At 61.7% G+C, this 17,326-nt stretch carries 14 protein-coding genes; 3 read left to right on the plus strand and 11 right to left on the minus strand.

Annotated elements, in window-relative coordinates; genetic code table 11:
• Positions 1-138 precede the first annotated feature (138 nt).
• Positions 139-2,628: a penicillin-binding protein 1A gene (locus VZC39_RS14895; RefSeq protein WP_349919036.1), complete on the plus strand. Its 2,490-nt coding sequence runs from the start codon at positions 139-141 to the stop codon at positions 2,626-2,628.
• A gap of 61 nt (positions 2,629-2,689) precedes the next feature.
• On the opposite strand, the gene oxyR is transcribed toward VZC39_RS14895, so the two are convergent.
• From oxyR to VZC39_RS14915, 4 genes are all read right to left on the minus strand, one after another.
• Positions 2,690-3,586, minus strand: a complete 897-nt coding sequence (gene oxyR, locus VZC39_RS14900; protein WP_349919038.1) for a DNA-binding transcriptional regulator OxyR — start codon at positions 3,584-3,586, stop codon at positions 2,690-2,692.
• A gap of 135 nt (positions 3,587-3,721) precedes the next feature.
• The gene (locus VZC39_RS14905; protein WP_434663577.1) at positions 3,722-5,356 is read right to left on the minus strand and encodes a methyl-accepting chemotaxis protein; all 1,635 of its coding nucleotides are present in this window, start codon (positions 5,354-5,356) and stop codon (positions 3,722-3,724) included.
• Positions 5,357-5,530: 174 nt separating this feature from the next.
• Positions 5,531-6,163, minus strand: a complete 633-nt coding sequence (locus VZC39_RS14910; RefSeq protein WP_434663580.1) for a DsbA family protein — start codon at positions 6,161-6,163, stop codon at positions 5,531-5,533.
• A 73-nt stretch (positions 6,164-6,236) separates the two neighbouring features.
• The gene (locus VZC39_RS14915; protein WP_434663582.1) at positions 6,237-7,097 is read right to left on the minus strand and encodes a Vmh family MBL fold metallo-hydrolase; all 861 of its coding nucleotides are present in this window, start codon (positions 7,095-7,097) and stop codon (positions 6,237-6,239) included.
• Positions 7,098-7,213: 116 nt separating this feature from the next.
• Here VZC39_RS14915 and VZC39_RS14920 point away from each other — a divergent pair, with 116 nt between their 5' ends.
• Positions 7,214-8,119, plus strand: coding sequence for a LysR family transcriptional regulator (locus VZC39_RS14920; RefSeq protein ID WP_434663584.1), 906 nt, complete (start codon positions 7,214-7,216; stop codon positions 8,117-8,119).
• 57 nt (positions 8,120-8,176) lie between these two features.
• Here VZC39_RS14920 and VZC39_RS14925 read toward each other — a convergent pair whose 3' ends face one another.
• From VZC39_RS14925 to VZC39_RS14950, 6 genes are all read right to left on the minus strand, one after another.
• Complete coding sequence (locus tag VZC39_RS14925) at positions 8,177-8,959, minus strand: BPSS1780 family membrane protein (RefSeq protein ID WP_434668484.1); 783 nt, start codon at positions 8,957-8,959, stop codon at positions 8,177-8,179.
• Positions 8,960-8,993: 34 nt separating this feature from the next.
• The gene (locus VZC39_RS14930; RefSeq protein WP_434663586.1) at positions 8,994-10,022 is read right to left on the minus strand and encodes a fimbrial protein; all 1,029 of its coding nucleotides are present in this window, start codon (positions 10,020-10,022) and stop codon (positions 8,994-8,996) included.
• Entirely contained in the window at positions 10,015-10,737 is a 723-nt protein-coding gene (locus tag VZC39_RS14935) for a fimbrial biogenesis chaperone (protein ID WP_434663587.1), read from the minus strand. The genes VZC39_RS14930 and VZC39_RS14935 overlap by 8 nt, the downstream gene beginning before the upstream one ends.
• Complete coding sequence (locus tag VZC39_RS14940; RefSeq protein WP_434663589.1) at positions 10,734-13,202, minus strand: fimbria/pilus outer membrane usher protein; 2,469 nt, start codon at positions 13,200-13,202, stop codon at positions 10,734-10,736. The genes VZC39_RS14935 and VZC39_RS14940 overlap by 4 nt, the downstream gene beginning before the upstream one ends.
• 191 nt (positions 13,203-13,393) lie before the next feature.
• The gene (locus VZC39_RS14945) at positions 13,394-14,134 is read right to left on the minus strand and encodes a fimbria/pilus periplasmic chaperone (protein ID WP_349919050.1); all 741 of its coding nucleotides are present in this window, start codon (positions 14,132-14,134) and stop codon (positions 13,394-13,396) included.
• 10 nt (positions 14,135-14,144) lie between these two features.
• Positions 14,145-14,690 carry a fimbrial protein gene (locus VZC39_RS14950; RefSeq protein WP_349919052.1) on the minus strand — a complete coding sequence of 182 codons (546 nt, stop codon included), beginning with the start codon at positions 14,688-14,690 and terminating at the stop codon, positions 14,145-14,147.
• A gap of 252 nt (positions 14,691-14,942) precedes the next feature.
• Here VZC39_RS14950 and VZC39_RS14955 point away from each other — a divergent pair, with 252 nt between their 5' ends.
• On the plus strand, positions 14,943-15,770 hold the full coding sequence (locus VZC39_RS14955; RefSeq protein ID WP_349919053.1) for a peptidoglycan DD-metalloendopeptidase family protein: 828 nt from the start codon (positions 14,943-14,945) through the stop codon (positions 15,768-15,770).
• A 71-nt stretch (positions 15,771-15,841) separates the two neighbouring features.
• Here the strand turns inward: VZC39_RS14955 and VZC39_RS14960 are convergent, their stop codons facing one another.
• A complete protein-coding gene (locus VZC39_RS14960) occupies positions 15,842-17,188 on the minus strand; it encodes an MATE family efflux transporter (RefSeq protein WP_349919054.1) in 1,347 nt (448 codons plus the stop codon).
• Between the last annotated feature and the right edge of the window lie 138 nt (positions 17,189-17,326).

The following is a 17,326-nucleotide window of genomic DNA, read 5'->3' on the forward strand; positions in this document are numbered from 1 at the left end:
TAATTGCGCCATGAAGTGCTACCCTCGCGCCTCTTCTCGGGGTCCGGCTCTTCGGACAGGAAAACCTCGAATCTGCAGGGCTAAAAAGGCTATACTCTGCGCCCGTTGGCTAATTTTAAGACGATTGGTAGTTCTTCCATGCTGAAATGGCTCGTTCGCCTCTTTATTGTGATGATGCTGGGTGCTGTGCTGGGTGTTGCCAGCCTCATCGGCGTCTACTTCTACATCAAGCCCCAGTTGCCGGATGTGAGCGCACTGCGCGATGTCAAACTGGCTACGCCCATGAAGGTCTACAGCCGGGACGGTGAGTTGATCTCCCAATTTGGCGAGATCCGTCGCATCCCGCTGCGTCTGGACGAGATCCCCCAGTCCATGATCGACGCCGTGCTCGCCACCGAGGATGCCCGCTTCTACGAGCACCCAGGCATTGATCCCATCGGCATCATCCGGGCGGCCACCGTCTGGGCCGTTTCGGGTCAGGCCCGTCAAGGCGCCAGTACCATCACCCAGCAGGTGGCGCGCAACTTCTTCCTGAGCAACGAGAAGACCTTGGTGCGCAAGATCAAAGAAGTCTTCCTGGCTTGGCGCATCGAACAGAACCTCACCAAGGACGAGATCCTCACTCTCTATCTCAACAAGATCCCCCTCGGCTACCGGGCATTCGGGGTCGGCGCCGCCGCCCAGGTTTACTTCGGCAAGGATGTGAAGGATCTGACCCTGGACGAGATCGCCATCATCGCGGGCCTGCCCAAGGCGCCCTCCATGCTCAACCCCATCCGCTCCCCCGAACGTGCCTACGCCCGTCGCAACGTGGTGCTCGGCCGCATGCTGGAGACCGGCAAGATCACCCAGGCCCAGTTTGACGAGGCGTCCAAGATGCCGGTCAAGGCCCGCTATCACGGCGCCGAAACGACGCTCAATGCCCCTTACCTGAGCGAGATGGTGCGCCAGAAGATGGTGGAGCAGTTCGGTGAAGATGCCTACACCATGGGCCTGCACGTCTACACAACCGTCACCGCCAAGCGTCAGCGTGCCGCCCATCGCGCCCTGCTGGACGGCGTCTTCGACTACGACACCCGCCACGGCTATCGCGGCCCGACCGCCCTGCTGTGGAAGGCCGGCGAACCGGCCTGGGACTACGAGCAGATTGTGGCTCATCTCGTCAAGCAGCCGACCTACCAGCCGCTGATGCCGGCCGTGGTCACCAAGCTCGGTGACAAGAGCGCGACTCTGGTGCTCAAGAATGGCAAGCAGGCCGAACTCGGCTGGAATGGCATCAAATGGGCACGGGCCTTCATCACCGATGACCGTCAGGGCTTCTCCCCGAAATCGGCGCGGGATGTACTCAAGGTCGGTGCCCAGATCTGGGTGCGAGAGAAGGGTGAGGAGCTGCAGCTCTCCCAAGTCCCCGAGGTCAACGCCGCGCTGGTAGCCATGAATCCGCAGGATGGGGGCATCGAGGCCCTGGTCGGTGGCTTCAGCTTCGAGATATCCAAGTTCAACCGGGTGGAGCAGGCCCGTCGCCAGGTCGGCTCCAACATCAAGCCCTTCCTCTATGCCACCGCGCTGGAGCAGGGCTACACCCTGGCCTCTCTCATCAACGACGCCCCTATCAACCAGTGGGATCCGGCCAAGGGCCCCATGTGGCAGCCCAAGAACTCCCCGGCCATCTATGAAGGCCCCACCACCCTGCGTCTCGGCCTCGCCAAGTCCAAGAACGTGATGTCGGTGCGGCTGATGCGCGCCATTGGTCTCGATACCTATATCGACGGCCTGACCCGCTTCGGCTTCGCCCGGGATCACATCTCCGCCAACGAATCCCTGGCGCTCGGCGCTGCCGAGTTCACGCCGCTGGAAGTGGTGCGCGGCTACTCCGTGCTGGCCAACGGCGGCTTCCAGGTCAGTCCCTACTTCATCACCGAGGTGACCGACAGCTTCGGCCAGCCCCTGTATCAGGCCAATCCGGCCGCCGCCTGCCGCGACTGTGGCGTGCTGGCCGCCGCCGGCCTCGACAGTGCCGATGCCTACCTCAATACCGAGCCGGACTGGAAGGCCCAGTGCCCGATCGACCCCGTGGTGCCCAACAACATGGCGCCCCAGACCATCAGTGCCCAGAGTGCCTTCCTCATCACCGATACCCTGACCACCGCCATCTGGGGTGGCAACGGTTGGCGCGGTACCGGCTGGCGGGCGGCTCGTGACCTCAAGCGTCACGACATCTCGGGCAAGACCGGGACCACCAACGAATCACGGGATGCCTGGTTCTCCGGCTATACCCCCAACCTGGTGGCTACCTCCTGGATCGGATTTGACAACCACCAGCGTGGCCTCGGTCGTGCCGAGTTCGGTGGTGGTGCCGCCCAGCCCATCTGGATCGACTTCATGAAGACGGCCCTGCAGCAGGTGCCTGAGCGCAAGATGTCCGTGCCGGAAGGGGTGATGCAGGTACGCATCGATCGCGAGACCGGTCTGCTGACCAACCGCACCGATGGCAGCACCATGACCGAGTTCTTCAAGGAGGGGACTGAACCGACCCGCTACGCGAGCCAGATCTCCGATGGCAACCAGGTCTACGGCGGCGATGACACGGGCAGCGATGGCCCCGTCTCCACCGACGACATCTTCTAGGTTCGCAGACATGCAAAAACCGGCGCCTTGGCGCCGGTTTTTTTATTTCCCCATCAGCACATCATGCCAACAATGATTTCATGAGCAGAGAGATACGCGACGCCAGCTCATTGAAACAAGGTCTTCTCACCGAATAATGGCGATAGAGCAGTGAGACCGTTCTCCCAGGAATGGGGTCGATCACCGGTCGGTAGCTGACGCCCCCTTCCTCCCGGTTGGCCGGCACAGCGAGACGGGGGATCAGGGTCAGGCCGCTGCCCGCCGCCACCATGTTGCGCAGGGTCTCGAGGCTGGTCCCCTTGAAGCGCTGATCTTCTCCAATACCGGCGGCAAAACAGAATCCCATGGCCTGATCCCGCAGGCAGTGACCATCTGCCAGCATCAGCAGCTTCTTGCCCTTGAGGTTGTGCAGCGGCACTGCCCTGGCCTGGGCCTCGGGGTGCTGCTGGGGCACCGCCAGCCACATGGGTTCCTGATAGAGCGGGATGGCACCAAAGCCATCCATGCCATCCAGTTCTGCCAATACCACGCAGTCGAGCTCCCCCTCCTCCAGCCGCTTCAGTAGCACCTGGGTCTGCTCCTCATAGAGGTAGAACTCCAGCTTGGGGAAGTGCTCCCGCAGATCCTGGATGATGTGGGGCAGCAGGTAGGGACCGACGGTCGGAATGAAGCCGATGTGGATCTCGCCGGACATGGGCTCGGCGAAGTGCTGGCCGATGCTTTTCAGCTCGCGCACCTCCTTGAGCACCTTGCGGGCCTGCTGGGCCATGGCGTCACCGGCCGGGGTGAACAGCACCTTGCGGGAGGTGCGTTCGATGAGGATGACCCCCAGCTCGTCTTCCAGCTTGCGCAGCTGACCGCTCAGAGTCGGCTGGCTGACGAAGCAGCGCTCCGCCGCCTTGCGAAAGTGCTTTTCCTCTTCCAGCGCTACCAGGTATTCGAGATCGCGAAGGTTCATACAACTGCATCCGGCCAAATCAATGAGTCCGCTAGCATGCCCAAGAACGGGTGATGGGACAAGGGAGAGAACACGGCGGGGAGTCCAGGCCTTACCCGGACTCCCCGTTTGGCAGGGAGAGAGAGATTGCGAGGATCAGACCTTGAAGCGCCGTACCATGCCGTGCAGCTGATCGGTCAGCTGATGGATGTCGTTGCTGGTACTGGCTATCCGGGCGGCGCCGGACACCACCACTTCCGAGGCCGAGCTGATGTTGACCACGTTGCGATTGAGCTCCTCGCCGACGGCCCCCTGCTCTTCGGTGGCGGTGGCGATCTGGATGTTCATGTGCGAAATGCTCTCCACCGAGTTGCTGATATCCGCGATCACCACACCGGCGCCGCGGGCGCTGTCCACGGTCGAGGCCATCAAGGACTGGCTCTGGAGCATAGTCGCCCCCGCCTGCGCTGCCCGTTGCTGCAACTCGGAGATGATGGCGTGGATCTGCTCGGTCGATTCCTGGGTCCGCATGGCCAGGGTGCGGACTTCATCCGCCACCACCGCAAACCCACGCCCCTGCTCACCGGCCCTGGCGGCTTCGATGGCGGCATTCAGGGCCAGCAAGTTGGTCTGATCGGCAATGCTGCGGATCACCTCCAGCACCATGCCGATATTGTGGCTGTCTTCCCCCAGCTGGGTGATGACCAAGGCCGTCTCCTCTATGGCCGTAGCCACCTGATCGACCTGCTCGATGGCGTCATTGACCGTGTTGGCCCCCTGATCCGCCATGTTGCTTGTCTGCGTCGCCGCATCGGCGGCATCGCTGGTATTGCGAGAGACCTCCTGCACCGTGGCCTGCATCTCGTGCATGGCGGTCGCCAGCTGATCCAGCTCGCTCTGCTGCTGACTCATGTTGGCCGCCGATGCCTGGGCCACCCTGTCAATTTCTTCGGTGGCGGCGCTCAGTTGCACGACAGAGCCCGAGACTTCGCTCACCAACTGGTGCAACTGGACCTGCATGTCGTCAAACCCCCGCGCCAGCTGCCCCAGCTCATCCTGGTTGAAGCTGCCAAGGGCAAGCCGGCTGGCCAGATCGCCACCGGACACCCGCCTGGTCTGGGCCAGCAACTGCAGTACGGGATTGCGGATCTGGCGGGTCAACCAGAGGGCCATGATGGAGACATAACAGACGGTGAAGATCACCACCAGCAGGTTCAAAAGCTTGGAGGACGCATACACGTCGGCGATGGAATCGGTCATCTGCTGAGCCGTCTTGCTGTTGATATCCCGCAGCAACAGCGCCTTGTGGCTGACACGCTCCAGCAGCGTCATGGTCTCTCCCTTGAGCAGGGCCATCACCTCTTCCCTGTGCCCGTCATTGAGCGCGGCAGCCAGCTTGTCATGGGAGATGAAGTACTGGGCGGCCGCCTCTTTGAGCGCCATGAATTCCGCCTTCTCCTCGCTGGAGGTGAAAGGCATAGACTCGTATGCTTCGGCACTTCGCTCAAATTCCTGCCGGGCGGCCTGATACCCCTGCTGATGGGACACCTGCTCCTGCGGCGATCCATTGGCGACTATCATGTTCAATTCTGCCCGTCTGGCATTGAGCAAGGCGGTCTCCATCTGGTTGGCCGCCTGCAGACTCGGGATCAGATTGCCTGTCACCAGCGTGCTATCGAGAAAGAGCCCCGACAGATTGTTGATGGAAGACCACCCGACGCCGATGACAAGCACCGCCAACATGGCAAATTCACCGCTTACTTTTTGACTGATTGTTATCTTTTTCGGCATTAATGTCCCCTGGCAAACATGAACTGCTCTACGACTCCACGCAGAGAAAATCCTCAATAGTTGAGTAACTTTACAATTGGCGGTCGTTTTTGCCTTGATCGGAGACATGAATCAATTAAAAGTAAAAAAGCATTTCATTTTAACTACCCATCTGACGGATGGCAGCAGATAACACTACCCCAGCAGGTGTCGAAGTCGGGTGATGAATCCCTCCGTATCCCCGAGCCAGGAGGATATCTCCAGAGCCCGCAGCTTATCTGCGTGCTCCAGCCCCAGAGTCGGGTAGCCCTGGCCGCCGAGGCGACGCAGCCAGCCCTGGCTCTCGGTCAGGTGTTCGCTCAGGTTCACGTTCTGATAGGCCTGCTCGAACGCCGCAGCCGTGATCCCCTGCTCCTTCGCGAGTGCCGCCAGATGAGCAAGGGAACCCACCCATTGACCGTCGCGATAGTGGGACTGCTGGATGCGATGCAGCATTACCAAACCATCCCTCCCCAGGGCACTCACCGCCAGGATGGCGCGAATGGGGGGCTCGGAGTCGAGCAACAAGCCCTCGCTCAGCAACAGTTCATCGAAATAGCGCTGCCCAAACGGCTGACCGGTCAGGGCCTCAATGCGCTCGTCGTGGGGCCGCACATAGTCGCGCAGCGCCGTCCCCATGGGCTGGCGGCGCTCGCCGAGCCAGAGACCACCGGCATGGAGGGCAATCTGCAGACCCGGGATCCGGGCCGCAGCCTCGAGCAGGGGGGCGGCGCCATAACACCAGCCACAGAGGGGATCGTAGACATAATGCAGGGTCATCTCGTTCATGGGCTCACTCCATAAAATCAAAAAACCGGGCAGTCACTACCCGGCAAAAAACACAGGGAACAGACTCAGGCAATTACCACGTCATCTCGCCGGTCGCGACCTTGGCCCCAATCTCCACCCCGTCATCCATAGGCAATTCGGGGTAGGCCTGCTTCAACTCGGCCACCAGCTCGGCCGACCCTTTTGCCTTGACCAGTGCCTGCTCGAAGCGCTGCACATAGTCGCGGGTAAAGGTCACGGCATCGACGCCCGCCGGCTCGGCTCCGAGGTAATGACCGGGCACGACGCGCTCGGGTTTGAGTGCCAGCATCTCGTTCAGAGTCTGCACCCACTGGGCCCGCGCCGCCTTGGTCTGGCTGTCGGCCATCCACACGTGCGTCCCGGCATAGACGGGCACACCGCCCAGTACCGTCTTGATGGAGGGCACCCACAGGTAGGCGCTCGGGGTATTCATGGCCTTGATCTCAATCGTCTTGCCTTCCAGGGTCAGTTGGGAGGAGGTCAGTACCTCGGGCACGATCAGCTGCTTGGGCGCCTGCTCGGCCATGATGGGCCCCCAGTAGGCCAGCTTGGCATCCTTGGTCTTGTTGATGTGATCCACCACGTGCTGGCTGGCGAGGATCTTCACCTCGGGGAAAGCCGCCTTGATGGCTTCGAGCCCGAAGTAGTAGTCCGGATCCCCGCCGCTGATGTAGACGGTGGTCAGCTTCTTGCCGCTCTGCTTGATGAGATCCACCAGCGCCTTGCCATCGTTGATCCCGAATTGGGCATCGATGAGGATGGCCTCCTTGTCGCCGCTCACCAGCTCGGAGGAGACGGGGAAGATGGCCTTCTCGCCCGGATTGTAAACGGTCACGGTCAGGGGGCCTGCCAGGGCGGCGCCGCTGAGCAAGGTGGTAGCCAGGGTCAAGGTGCGCAGTACTGTGTTCATCAAAATGCCTCATTGGGTGTTTGTTCATCGAGTAGCTGTAGTTTATTTAAACCTTATCCGAGCAAATACCGCATAATGAGCGCATCACTGTTGCATGAATCGAACATATAGAGGCAGGAATGGATCGACTGACCGCGTTGCGGGTCTTTGTCTGCGTGGTGGAACAGGGCAGCCTGAGCGGCGCGGGTGAGCGGCTGGAGATGTCCCGCGCCATGGTCTCGCGCTATCTGGCGGAGCTGGAGCAGTGGATGGGGGCGCGTTTACTGCACCGAACCACCCGCCGCCTCAGCCTCACCGGGCCGGGGGAAGAGGCTCTGAATCGTGCCAGAGCCATGCTGGCGCTGGGGGAGGAGATGGAGCAGCTGGCCGTGCGCAGCGACGAGGCCCCCAAGGGACAGCTGCGCATCACCAGCAGCTACTCCATCTCGGATGCCCTGCTGGTGCGGGCCGCCAACGACTACCTGGCCCGCTACCCCGGCACGGCCATCGACATCCTGTTGCTGGACAGAACCGTCAACCTGGTGGAGGAGCGCATCGATCTCGCCGTGCGCATCACCAACGATCTGGATCCCAATCTGGTGGCGCGCCGCCTCGGCACCTGTCACTCCGTGGTCTGCGCCAGCCCGGCTTATCTGGCTCGTCACGGGACGCCGCAGCGGCTGCAGGATCTCGCCCTGCACAATTGCCTCACCTATACCTATTTCGGCAAGAGTCTGTGGGAGTTCGAGGGGGAAGATGGCCCGGCCTCGGTGCCGGTGAGCGGCAACCTCAGCGCCAACATCTCCAACCTGTTGCTGCAGGCGACCCTGGAGGGGGCCGGCATCAGCCTGCAGCCCCACTACTCGGTGCAAGCCGCACTGGCAAGCGGCGCCCTGGTGCCTCTGCTCACCCAGTGGCAACCCAAGCGGCTCGGTGTCTATGGCATCTATGGCACCCGCAAGCAGATGTCTCCCCTGCTGCGCAGCTTTCTCGATTTTCTGATCGATCGCATGGCACAGGATCCCCTCTGGCAAGCCGGATCATGAGCAGCAAAACGGGGCCTGCGGGCCCCGTTTTCATGCATCCTCTCATCGGCTACACGCTTATGCCTCGAAGCCAAACTCCCGGGTAATGGGCTCCTCTTCGGGGACGGCCTGCTCCTCCAGATAGATGTCCCGATAGGCCGCGTAGATGGAGTAGTTGATGGCGGGCAGCACCACCAGCAGACCGACCAGGAAGAGCGCCGCGCCAAGCAGAAGCAACAGGGCGCCGATCAACCCCCACCAAAGGAAGGGCCATAGGTTGCGCAGACAGCCCTTGAAGCTGAGCCTGGCCGCCTGCAGGACCCCGACGCCGTGGAAGAGAATAAGAGCCGGGGCGAAGGTGATGGCCATCAACATGGGGATCACCAGGGCCATCCCCAGCAGTAGACAAAGCAGGAAGCCTTGCGCCTGCCCCGGGGTCAGGGTCAGCGTTTCCGGATCCTGAGCCAGCAATCCGGTCAGATCCCAGAGGTGCAACAGCGCAAAGCAGATGAGCAGGATCAGGCCGAGCATGGCAAGTACCAGCAGCCCCCCCAGCACCAAGGGAGTCAAGCGATGGCGAAAACCGGTGAAGAAGTCCCCAAACTGGAGAGGGTGCCCCGCAAAGCCGCGCCGGGCCACGGCGACCCAACCAGCTCCCCACACCATGTAGAGCAGCTGCGAGATGAGGCCACCCGCAGGGAGCTGCTCCAGTACCATCCCCACCACGAACCAGAGCACTATCATGGCCACGCTGGCCCCCATGCCCCGGTTGAAGATATCAAAGCCGGTGCGGATCCAGATCCAGCCCCGCCCTATGGGGTAGCGCTTGGGTTCGCGTCGCAGGCTGGGTTCACTGTTCATCATCGACCTCGCAGAAGAAACAACGGAAAGTCCATCAGGGCATTGTCACCGTGACCATGATGGTACCGGTATAGGCACCGGTACGTACCACCTGACCCGGCAACCGGGTCGGGTAGAGCCTCACCTTGTAATCGGTGTTATGGGTGGCTGCCGAATAGGGTACAGGGATAGCGGTGGCGAATGGAATAGGCGTCTGGCTGCTCTGCGCCAGCATGCCGACACCGACCCCTGCCAGACTGGTGGTAATGAAGCGGTTCTGGCTGGTGAGTGCCCCACCAAAGCTGTAGTTGAGCGGCACCACGTAATCGCTCGGGATCTGGCTGCAGGTGACACTCACATTGACGGTTCGGGGGGCATAGCCCCTCGGCACCTCCCCCTCGACGAAGGCGCTCTGGGCCACGGCACCGAGATCGATGGGAATATTGGTGCCCGCCGGGAATTGGCAGGTCGGGGTCGAGGTAACGCTGATATTCATCGCCAGGGTGCTGAAGGCATTGGCCGGACTGGTATCCGGTGGATTGGAGCGCCGCACAAACAGATAAGCGACGGTGCCATTGAAGGTCTGGGTCCCCGTGACCCCTTTAAGCAGCTTGAGGGTATAGCGCCCTCCGCTGACCTGGATCCCCCCCAGCGCCAGATCGAGCACATTGAGCACGCACACGGTGAGCAGGCTGCTGGAGGTCGCACTGAAGGGCAGAGTCCGGTAGCTACCCGCTGCGTTGAACTCCACCTTGAGGCCAAAATAATCATTGAGCTTGATGAGGGTTCCCAGAGGATCCGAGATGGTGGGCAGGCCAGTGGTAGCCTGATAATTGACCGTCACCAATAATCCCAGCGAGATCCCGGTGCAATTGCAGGCGGCCGTAGTGGTCGTTGAAAAATTGGTGGCGCTGCCTGTATCGCCGGGTTGATAGAGGGTATTGGCAGTGATGGGGCCGGTTGCCACAAAGGGGCTGGTGCATTGACCGTTGACGGCCTGGGCCCCGGATTGCCATAACAAGCCAGACAGCAGCCAGCCCCCCCAGATGATGGGCCTCAGGCCATGTTTTCTCTGTTTAGTCATGGATGCCCCCCTTGCCTGGCACAAATCCTTGCTCATGATAGGTGCCATCGTCGTCAATCCAGCGGACACGCCCCTTGATGGCAGTGTTTCCCACCATGTTAATCGGGATTACCAGCGTATCGTATGGCGAGATGAGGCCGGCCTGCTGCCAACTCTGCCTGCGCGACCCAGCCTCGAGCCACACCTCGCTCAGGCTGATATAGAAAGGGCTTCCGTTGCGAACACTCAGTCCATCGGCCTGCATCCGCCAGTCGAGTCGGGCAACGGCATCCGCCAGCGCCCCTTGCACACCGGGGGGGCGGTAGAACAACTTGATCCGGGTACGATAGGCGAGCTGAATACTGGCCTCCGAGAGGCTCGCCTTGGGCGGCAGCCCCAGCACATTGAGCCAGAACAGAGATTCCCTGTCCTGGGGCAAGTGCGTCAGCTCATCGGCCCCCAGAATGCGCAGGCTCTGCCCCTTCTGCGGCCCCAGCCGCATCATGGGGGGGGCGACCAAAAAAGGAGTCGAAACCTCGGCCGGCCCCTGCTGTTCATCTCCCCCATCGACCCAGGCCTGCAACAGGCTGGGCTCGGTCCCGTCGTTGCGCACCAGCAGGTTGACCTCTCCCCCCTGATAGATAAGCCGGGTGCGGGTCAGATTGAGTGTCGCCTCCCCCGCGTGTCCCCATAGCAGGGCCACCAGACAGAGTGCTCCACGCAAGCAGAGGGTCATGAGCCGCCCCCCGAGCCGATGCAGCGCGCCGCCACCTGCTGGTAGGGCACAGCCGGATCCGGCTTTGGCATCCGGTAGTCCAGCTTGCACTGCTGGCTCGACTCCCCTCCCCATTGGACATAAAGCACCCCCTGCTCCCCGCGCACGAAGACGAGCCCCCCCTGCCCCACCACGGCCACCGAACCGCCATCACCATCGACCACCTCGGCACCGAAGGGGGGACTGGTGCCATCCTGCAGCCGCACCTTGAGCAGCAACGGCTGACCGAGGTGGGTCTCATAGGCCAGCTTGACGATGGCTCCGCGGCGAGGCGCCACCATCTGGGCGCTGCCCTCTATCTCTACGTCCAGCGGCAAGCCGCTCGGATCCAGGCTGATCACATTGGTACGATAGGGGTTAAGCCCCGCCAGCACGGCGTAGCCATCCCCATCGATCTCACTGCCCATGCCCTGGCTTATCTTGGCACCCTGAGCCCCTTTGGCTTCCACCAGTGCCATCGTCTCCCCCTGGCTCTGTCCCAGCACCCAGCCATTCTCATGCACCAGCAGGGTTCCCTTGGCCGAGGCCACATACTGGGAATACCCCTCTCCCTGACTGGTGCTGAGGCCGAGCTGGGTCGCCGCCGCCTGATATTGCAGATTCGCACCATAGCCCTGATTGCCGGCCCCGTTGCCCTGACCCTGGCTGCCGTAGACACCGTAGTAGAGGCGGCCATCCTGAGTGCCCCCGTTGAGATCCAGCCTGGCGCTGTAGCCCTGCCCCTCCTGATAGGACAAGGTACTGCTCAAACGGGGTGAACCCAGCCTGTTGCCGATGGGGACGCTGAGACTCAGCATGTATTGATCCCCTACTCCGTCGTCCAGAGAGTGGCTGGCAGAAAGCGTCAGGTTGCCCCAGTCAAATCCCCGGCTATACCCGAGCTGAAAACTGCTGCTCTCGGTCTGGCCTCCCCAATAGTCACGGCGGATGCCATTGAAGTAGATATCCCCCCAGTCTCCAATCGGCTGATTGATGTTGAGCTGGAAGCGGTTGCGCTCCCGCTGCAACTGATCGAAGGTCTGTGACTGGGCCGCCGCCACATCGGCCAGATCCAGATACCCTTCGCTGGAGAAACGGTAGGCCGCCAGGGTGAAGTAGGTCTGGGTGATGTCCATCTGCTTGCTGTAGGTGAGCCGATAACTCTGGCCGGTGAGGGAGGAGGGCAGCCCCGAGTCGGCAGGCAGACTCCGCGCCCAGGAGCCGGTGACATCGAGCGCCAGGGCACCATAATCTGTTCCCATCGCCGCCCCTCCCAGCAGGGCGCCATAGTCTTCGGCCCCGATGGTACCGCCATACAGGGTCAGGGTATTGGAGAAGCCGCGCCTGTAGGTGCCTTGCAGGAAATTCGGACCGTCAGGGCCGGCATCGTTGCGATAGCGCCCGAGTGTCAGACTGAAACGGGAGCTGTCGTCACGCAGCATCTGCACCACGGAGGAGAACGGCAAGGTGAAGCTGCGTGAACTGCCATCCGCCTCCGTGATGGTGACGTCCAGATCCCCGGCGAAGCTGGTGGCATAGAGATCGTCGATGGCGAAAGCTCCGGGGGCAACCTGGGTCTCATAGATGAGGGTACTGCCCTGGCGGATGCTGACCCTGGCATTGCTCTGGGCCACCCCGCGCACCACGGGGGCAAAGCCCCGTTCGAAATCCGGCAGCATGGCGTCATCGCTGGCCAGTTGCACACCGGTAAAAGGCACGCTGTCAAAGCTGTCCCCAGGGGTAAAATACTCCCCCAGCGTGAGCTGGGCGGTTTGGGCGGTGACATCCCGCTGGGCATAGCTGTTGAGCACCTGATAACTCCCCCCGTCACTGCCTTGCCAGGAACCGTTGTGACGCAGTCGCCATGACCCCAGGTTGATGCCAGCATTGAGATTGACGCTGTTGCTGAATCCCTCGTCCCCCCCCGCCTGCTCGCTGTAGTAAACGTTGGCGTTGTAGCCGATAAACGCCGCGTTGATCCCCTGAACCCACTGCTCCGGCCCGACATAATCACGCCTGACTCGACCAAGGTACGCCTGGGGCAGGCTGAGCGTCCCGCTCAAACTCGCCAGTTCGAAACTGAAGCTGGCCCCCGGCACCAGTTGTTCCGCCCTGATGCAGTCACTTTGCAACTGCTGCTTCACCGAAGCCTGGTTTGGCAGCTTGTCCACCAGCAGCCCCCACTGCTTGAGCTGATCCTGCTTGAAGCAAAACAGGGGGATCTTGGGATCCGGCCCTGCCCGCACCTCTACCTGCTGGCTCAGGGAGACCTTGCCATTGAGGGTGATGTCGAGCTGATAAAGACCAGGAGGAATGAAGTCGGCGCGTGTGAAGCGGGCGAGATCGATGTTGACCCCCAGACTATCGAGCAGACGGCTGTCGAACTCCACGTCATAGGCAGGCGCTGTGGCCTGGGTATCAGTCAGGGGAACCGCCGTTTGCGCCATGACAACGGATCCCCAGAAACATGGCAGCCACCAGCATCCCATGGCGACTTTCAGTCCCTTCACAACGGGTCGCTTGCTCAAGACGGTGGAGTCTGGGGGTATACTGGCAATCATGACGCTCCCCCCTCATCACCGACAGAAGTTCCAGACGGGAAGGAGCCACCCGGTTGCGTTCCCATCATGATTAGGGATCAGTTGAAGACGAATTGACCCACCTCCCGGGCACCATAGTCATTGAGCCAATAGAAGGTCACCGCCTTGGCATGAGCCTGGTTTGGCAGCCTGTCCACGGGGAAATCGAAATACCCCCCTGGCGCCACCATGCCACCGCTCTGATTGCTGTACTGTCTGGCCTCGGCCGTCTGCAGATCCAGGTTGCTGATGCTGACATGGTAGAGACTGGGATTGCTGGCGCGCAGGGCATAACCCTGCCCCAGCTTGACGAGGCGCCAGGTCAACTGCTGGGCGGAACGTTCCACATTGCCAGCCAGTCCCTCCGGTCGGTAGAACAGTTTGATGCGCGAGCGAAAGGCGAGTTTGACCTGATTATTGTCAGCCCCGGTAGACTTGGCGCTGGGAGGCACCTCCAGCACATTCAGCCAGAACACCGACTCCCTGTCCTTCGGCAACCCCTGCCCGACATACGCAAGGCGCAGGGATTGGCCACGTAAGGCCTCGATACGGGTGATGGGTGGGGTAACAAGGAAGGGAACCGCATCGGCACCAGGGCGGATAGAACGATCGCCTGCATCGATCCAGACTTGCACCAGTGATGGCAAGTTGCCCTTGTTGAGCAGCTCCAGCGTCACTTCCCGAGCGGCGGCCGGATAGATGACCCGGGAACCGGAGATCTGGACATAGCCCCAGGCTTGCCAGGGCAGCAGCAGCCCCCCTAGCAAGGCCGCATGTTTCACCCAATCAGGCAGCCTCATGGGACGAGTCTCAGTGATAGTCGAGGGAGTAGATGAGATCCGATGAGACCAGACCGGCAACCACGGCGCCGGTCGCCACATACTGGGCGCTGTAATAGAGGGTTGCCGTGCCGGTGCCGCTGAAATTGACCAGCGAGTTGTTGGTGTTGGTGCGAAGATCGATGGGACTGCTGTTGGCAGAGAGGATCTGTACCTCCACATTCTGGGCCGGGTTCTTGCCACCGGCGGCCACGGCTTTGTTGGTCAGATTGCCCGTGGCCTGGGCCACACCGACATTCTCGAAGTAGGCCCGCACCGATCCCGTCACCGGGCAGCCGGTAAGCGCCAGATTGAAGCCCGTCGCCCCGGCGGTCTGGCCAATGCTGGTCAGGGCGTTGGTACTCACCGTGGGCAGGGTCACAATGGCCGATGCGTTGCCGCCATTGACGGCGATGGCGCAGGTGCCAGCGGTCACTTCGCCGTTGATGGTAATGGTGCCATTGAAGGCGTCAGCGGGCAGGGAGAGCAGCCCGCCCACGGCGAGTGCAAGTATCGTAAAGCGAGCGTTAGTCTTCATCACAACCTCCATTCATCTGGATGTCGCTGGCGACTGCCGTTTCCCCTGCCAGTGCGGTTTTCCATGTCATCATGGGTGTCATTCAAACACCAATCATTAGTGACTCATTAGTAAATAGCACAAGATTCCACAGCCTGCCCGAAGCAAGGCCACATCTTTATCCGGCGTCATTGTCCAGAGCGACGGACAGCCCGGCGGGAATGTGGCATCATTTTCCCCTCCGATTTCATCCGTCTTTTCCATGGAGCCCTCATGCGCCGCCTCTTGTTCCTTGTCCTGCTGCTCGGCAGCACCCAGCTCTATGCCGAGCCCGGCTTCATCACTCGCCTGCTCAACCATCCCGTTCCTGGTGGCGTGGCCGTGGTGCCGCTGGGTGAGGGAGAAAAGGCGCCCGGCGTCCGCTATCAGGACAAACCCGTGCTGGTGGTGCGAGAAGAGGGGCGCCGCTGGATAGCCATCGTCGGCATCCCTCTCAAGGGTGCCACCGGTGCCCAGCAATTGACCCTGAGTGATGGCCGCACGCTCGGCTTCACGGTGGGTACCAAGCACTACCGGGAACAGCACATCAAGCTGAAGAACACGCGCCAGGTCAACCCGCTGGCCGAAGACATGGCGCGCATCAACCGGGAACTGGCGGAACAGACCAAGGCCTATCAGACCTTCAGCCCGGTCCAGCCCAGCAACCTGATGTTCGACAAACCGGTCAACGGCCCCCTCTCCAGCCCCTTCGGCCTGCGCCGTTTCTTCAATGGTGAGGAACGCAACCCTCACTCGGGCCTCGACTTCGCCGTCGGCGCCGGTACCCCCATCAAGTCTCCGGCGGCAGGCCGGGTGATCCTGATTGGCGACTACTTCTTCAACGGCAAGACAGTGTTCGTCGATCATGGCCAGGGGCTCATCAGCATGTTCTGCCACATGTCCAAGGTGGACGTGAAGCTGGGGCAGAGCCTACCCCGGGGCGGCATCGTCGGCCGGGTCGGGGCCACCGGCCGCGCCACCGGGCCTCACATGCACTGGAACGTCAGCCTGAACGACACTCGCGTCGATCCCGCCATCTTCATCGGCGCCTTCAAGCCCTGAGGGCCATCAAAAACAGAAGAGGCAGCCCCAGGCTGCCTCTTCTGTTCTGGCGATAGACTCGCTCGCTCCGATCACTCCCCTCTGGGCAGGCCCGCATGCAGAGCCGCCTCCTTGTTCATGGCCCGCCACATCAGCAAGGCCAGCACTGTGCTGCAGGTCGGCAACGCCAGCCAGACTCCGGCAACTCCCCACAGCGAGGAGAAGCCCCACAAGAAGCCGCCGATCAACACCAGCTTGCCGCCGGTGAGCAGGGAGGCGATCCTGGCCCGGTTGATGGCCTGGAAGTAGACGGCCCCCACCAGCAACAAGCCCTCCATGGGCAATCCCCAGAAGTAGAGCCAGATGCCGAGGGTGGCCACCGGCAACAGGGCCGCATTGTCTCCCGCAAACAGATAAACCACTGCCTCAGGCCAGATATACAGCGGGATCATGCCACAGAGTGCTACCACCACAGTCACTCCCAGTGCCAGATTGCGTACCCGCAGCACCCGCTGCCAGTGGCCGGCCCCCGCATTGAAGCTGGCGATGGGCTGGATGCCCATGGCGATCCCCTCGAAGATGAGATAGAAGAAGGCCTCGCTGTAGCTGAGCACCCCGTACGCCGCCACGTGCAGCGAGCTGCCCACCGCCAGCAACGCCTTGTTGTGCAGTGCCAGCACCACGGAGAGATAGAGATACATCAGGAAGCTCGACACCCCGAGTCGCAGGGTTTCCCCCATCAGCCGCCAATCCGGTATCAGCGTGTCCCAGCGGATGCGCAGTTGGCTGCGAGGGGTGAAGAAGTGCCACAGACAGAGGCCGCCGGTGACCGCCTGAGAGAGCATGGTGGCGATGGCTGCCCCCGCCAGCCCCCAGGGGATCACCGCCATCAACAGGTAGTCGAGCAGCACGTTGAGCACGCCGCCCCCCACCAGGATCCAGGTGGTGAGTCCGGGGCGACCGTCGTTGCGCAGCAAGGCACTGAACGCCATGGAGAGCACGGCGAAGACCCCGAGCCAGGCGTACCACTTCAGATAGGCGAGGCCGGCCTCGAAGATGACCCCCTCAGCCCCCATCCAGGCCAGCATGGCGCCGCCATAGCGAATGCCGACAAAGGTGAGCAGAGCCGAGGCGATGAGCACCATCACCAGCGCATTGCCTACGATATGGCGAGCCCTGGCTTGCTCCCCCTTGCCCAGATAGAAGGAGGCCAGGGAGGAAGAGCCCATGCCAATCAGCGCTCCCACCGCATAGAGCACGGCGCAGATGGGGTAGGCCAGCATCATGCCCGCCAGGCCATCCTGCCCCAGGATATGACCGATGAAGATGCCATCTATGGTGACATAGATGCCGGTGACCAGCATGGCCGCCACCGTCGGCGTGACGTAGCGAAGGAAAAGACGGGAAAGGGGCGCCGTGCCCAGATCAAGGGTGGACATTCAGATGCTCAGCAACAGGGGGAAACGCGCAGGATAATAGCCAAACAAAACCCTTTTCACCCGTTATTTATGTTGGGAATCATTAATATGGAAAACTTTACCCACCCCCTCCCCTGCTTTAGGCTAGGGCCAACTCTC

This window comes from Aeromonas sp. NJAU223, assembly GCF_051125555.1.
GTDB classification, from domain to species: Bacteria; Pseudomonadota; Gammaproteobacteria; order Enterobacterales; family Aeromonadaceae; genus Aeromonas; species Aeromonas veronii_G.

Coding starts and splice junctions, on each gene's coding strand:
- VZC39_RS14940 (WP_434663589.1), bottom strand. CDS start 13,202: ATGGCGCAAACGGCGGTTCCCCTGACTGATACCCAGGCCACAGCGCCT.
- VZC39_RS14935 (WP_434663587.1), bottom strand. CDS start 10,737: ATGACCCTCTGCTTGCGTGGAGCACTCTGTCTGGTGGCCCTGCTATGG.
- VZC39_RS14895 (WP_349919036.1), top strand. CDS start 139: ATGCTGAAATGGCTCGTTCGCCTCTTTATTGTGATGATGCTGGGTGCT.
- oxyR (WP_349919038.1), bottom strand. CDS start 3,586: ATGAACCTTCGCGATCTCGAATACCTGGTAGCGCTGGAAGAGGAAAAG.
- VZC39_RS14920 (WP_434663584.1), top strand. CDS start 7,214: ATGGATCGACTGACCGCGTTGCGGGTCTTTGTCTGCGTGGTGGAACAG.
- VZC39_RS14945 (WP_349919050.1), bottom strand. CDS start 14,134: ATGAGGCTGCCTGATTGGGTGAAACATGCGGCCTTGCTAGGGGGGCTG.
- VZC39_RS14955 (WP_349919053.1), top strand. CDS start 14,943: ATGCGCCGCCTCTTGTTCCTTGTCCTGCTGCTCGGCAGCACCCAGCTC.
- VZC39_RS14930 (WP_434663586.1), bottom strand. CDS start 10,022: ATGACTAAACAGAGAAAACATGGCCTGAGGCCCATCATCTGGGGGGGC.
- VZC39_RS14910 (WP_434663580.1), bottom strand. CDS start 6,163: ATGAACGAGATGACCCTGCATTATGTCTACGATCCCCTCTGTGGCTGG.
- VZC39_RS14925 (WP_434668484.1), bottom strand. CDS start 8,959: ATGAACAGTGAACCCAGCCTGCGACGCGAACCCAAGCGCTACCCCATA.
- VZC39_RS14960 (WP_349919054.1), bottom strand. CDS start 17,188: ATGTCCACCCTTGATCTGGGCACGGCGCCCCTTTCCCGTCTTTTCCTT.
- VZC39_RS14950 (WP_349919052.1), bottom strand. CDS start 14,690: ATGAAGACTAACGCTCGCTTTACGATACTTGCACTCGCCGTGGGCGGG.
- VZC39_RS14905 (WP_434663577.1), bottom strand. CDS start 5,356: ATGCCGAAAAAGATAACAATCAGTCAAAAAGTAAGCGGTGAATTTGCC.